The following is a 2,858-nucleotide window of genomic DNA, read 5'->3' as shown; positions in this document are numbered from 1 at the left end:
CGGCGCGAGGATCCGCCGCGCAGGCGGGCGAGGACGAACCACGCGGCGCCCAGCGTGATCAGCGCCAGCGGCAGGGCACCGGGTTCGCCCTCGACGACGATCATGAACGTCATCAGCGCGAGCCCGGTCACGGCGATCGCCGCCGGTACGGCCGTCCTCATCCGCAACACCTCCGTGATCGACGGCAGCCGTGACCCGATCACGCGCCACGAGCCAGGGGAACCCATCGAATATCGACCGATACCTATTGATTGTCAATAGGTGACGGCGTGCACGAGCGACGGGATCCGCCATCGACAGCGTCCTCAAGCGACCTCGTCCAGGAGCTGCGGCCCGTTGCTGCGGGTGCTGTTCACGGCCGTGGAGACCGGCCGGGCGTCGAGGTTCCCGTCGGCGGGCCGGGTGAGCAGGGCCCGCAGGTGGCCGGCGTCGTCGTGGTGGGGGTCGAGCCACGCCTCGTAGTGGTCGGAGGTGAGGGCGAGCGGCATGCGGGGGTGGACGCGGCCGGCCGCGTCGGTGGCCTCGGTGGTGATGATGGTGCAGGTCAGCAGCCAGGCGGCCGGGTCCTCCCGGTCCTCGACCTCGGGGTCGCGCCAGAACTCGTACAGGCCGGCGAGGGCCATCACCTCTCCGTCAGCGGGGTGGATGAAGTACGGCTGCTTGCGGACCTTGCCCGTGGCCTCGTCCTTCACCTGCTGCCATTCGTAGAAGCCGTCCGCCGGGAGCAGGCAGCGGCGTCGCGCGAAGGCGCGGCGGTAGGCCGACTTCTCGTGCACGGTCTCCACCCGGGCGTTGATCATCCGCGAGCCGATCTTCGGGTCCTTCGCCCAGGACGGGACCAGGCCCCAGCGCGGCGTCCGCAGCTCCCTGCGCACCGGCGCGTCCTCGGCGGCCCCTCGGCCGGCGCGCTCCAGGACGGCGTAGACCTCGTCGGTGGGAGCGACGTTCCAGCTCTGCTCGAGCGTCTCCTCGGGGCGCCATTCCACCACGTCGAAGATCCGGGTGAGTTCCTGAGGGCTACGGGTGGAGACGTAACGGCCGCACATGCCTCCACTGTGGCACGGTCCGCGCCGCGGACGGGGGCGGCGTCCCGTCGTGTGCCCGGATGCGCGGAGCGCGGTGCGGCGGGAGAATGGAACGGCGCGGGGGATCGTCTGTCCCGCGCCGACATCCGAGCGCGAACGGCCGTCGCGCCACGAGCCCGCTTTCCGTCCAGCCGGTCATCGCGTGCACCTCTGTCCGTCCGCTGCTCAAGGACTCTCGACCGAGGTGTTGCATCATGGGCACGACCGACACCGGCTCCGCCGCCGGCGCCATGGGCGCGGTGGACCGAGCCGTGCTGGACAGGCTGCGCGAGACGATGCGGGGTGAGGTGGTCACCCCGCAGGACGCCGGATACGACGAGGCGCGCAGCGTCTACAACGCGATGATCGACAAGCGTCCCGCCGCGGTCGCACGGTGTGTGGACGTGGGCGATGTGCGGGAGGTGCTCTCGCTGGCCCGGGACACCGGAGCGGAACTCACCGTGCGCGGCGGCGGCCACAGCGGGCCGGGGCTGGGGGTGGCCGACGACGCGGTCGCGCTCGACCTGTCGCCGATGCGCTGGGTGAGGGTGGACCCGAACGCGCGCACGGCCCAGGTGGGCGGGGGCAGCCAACTCGGCGACCTCGACCACGCCGCCCACACCTTCGGCCTCGGCCTGCCGTCCGGGATCAACTCGACCACCGGGGTCAGCGGCCTGACCCTGGGCGGCGGTCACGGCCACCTCACCCGTAAGTTCGGCCTCACCATCGACAGTCTGCTCTCCGCCGACGTGGTGCTCGCCGACGGTTCCTTCGTCACCGCCTCCGAGGACGAACACCCGGACCTCTTCTGGGCGTTGCGGGGCGGCGGCGGCAACTTCGGGGTGGTCACCGAGTTCACCTTCCGGCTGCATCCCGTGGACACGGTGACGGTCGGCCTGACGGCATGGCCCGTGGACCGCGCTTCCGACGTGCTGCGCTGGTACCGCGAGTTCCTGCCCGCCGCGCCGGAGGAACTCAGCGGCTTCTACGCCGCCATGACGGTTCCGCCCGGCCCGCCGTTCCCCGAGGAGATGTACGGGCAGACCGTCTCCGCCGTGGTCTGGTGCTGGGCCGGGGAGCAGGAGGGCGACCGTCTGGACCAGTTGCTCGCCTCGGTGGGCGAACCGGCGCCTCCCGCCTTCCACTTCACCGCGCCCATGCCGCTGCCCGCTCTGCAGAGCATGTTCGACGCGCTGCTCCCCAAGGGGTTGCAGTGGTACTGGAGGGGTGACTTCTTCGACAGCATCCCGGACGACGCCGTGGAGATCCACCAGAGGTTCGGGGAGGACCTGCCCTCGGGCCTGTCGACGATGCACCTGTACCCGATCGACGGCGCGGCCCACCGGGTGGGCGCCGACGACACGGCCTGGGCCTACCGGGACGCCGTCTGGTCCGGCGTGTTCGCCGGCATCGACCCCGATCCGGCCAACGCGGGGGCGCTGCGGCAGTGGTGCACCGACTACTGGGAGGCGCTGCACCCGTACTCGATGGGTGGCGGCTACGTGAACTTCATCGGCGAGCACGAGGGCACGGAGCGGGTCCAGGCGACCTACCGGAGCCACTACGACCGGTTGGCCGCGGTGAAGCGCGCCTACGACCCGGAGAACCTCTTCCACCGGAACCAGAACGTCGCGCCCGCGGCGGCGTAGGGAGCGGCGGACGGCCGGCGCCGGGAGGGCCGTGCTCGGAATGCCCGCGCCGCTCAGCGGCCCTGGAGACGGCGGGCCTCGGTGACCACGTCCGCGGGGAGGCCCGGCCCGGCGCAGGCGTGGTCGATCAGGACGTTCCGGTAGC

The 2,858-nt window shown here is 71.9% G+C and carries 2 protein-coding genes; one reads left to right on the top strand and one right to left on the bottom strand.

Annotation, left to right across the window (positions count from 1 at the left end; all coding sequences use genetic code 11):
• Window positions 1–305 precede the first annotated feature (305 nt).
• Window positions 306–1,046 (bottom strand): SOS response-associated peptidase, encoded by a 741-nt coding sequence (locus HW445_RS25070; RefSeq protein WP_180223196.1) that lies wholly within the window; start codon window positions 1,044–1,046, stop codon window positions 306–308.
• A gap of 233 nt (window positions 1,047–1,279) precedes the next feature.
• On the opposite strand from HW445_RS25070, the gene HW445_RS25065 reads away from it, so the two are divergent.
• Window positions 1,280–2,713, top strand: coding sequence for an FAD-binding oxidoreductase (locus HW445_RS25065; protein ID WP_374939693.1), 1,434 nt, complete (start codon window positions 1,280–1,282; stop codon window positions 2,711–2,713).
• The last annotated feature ends 145 nt before the right edge of the window (window positions 2,714–2,858 follow it).

The sequence above is a fragment of the Streptomyces sp. UH6 genome (genome assembly GCF_013421635.1).
Taxonomy (GTDB): Bacteria; Actinomycetota; Actinomycetes; order Streptomycetales; family Streptomycetaceae; genus Streptomyces; species Streptomyces abyssomicinicus.
The sequence above is the reverse complement of the archived record's forward strand: the minus strand, read 5'-3'. Positions and strand labels throughout refer to the sequence as shown.

What these genes read in the sequence shown, in the direction of transcription:
- HW445_RS25070 (WP_180223196.1), bottom strand. Translation starts at nt 1,046, where the DNA reads ATGTGCGGCCGTTACGTCTCCACCCGTAGCCCTCAGGAACTCACCCGG.
- HW445_RS25065 (WP_374939693.1), top strand. Translation starts at nt 1,280, where the DNA reads ATGGGCACGACCGACACCGGCTCCGCCGCCGGCGCCATGGGCGCGGTG.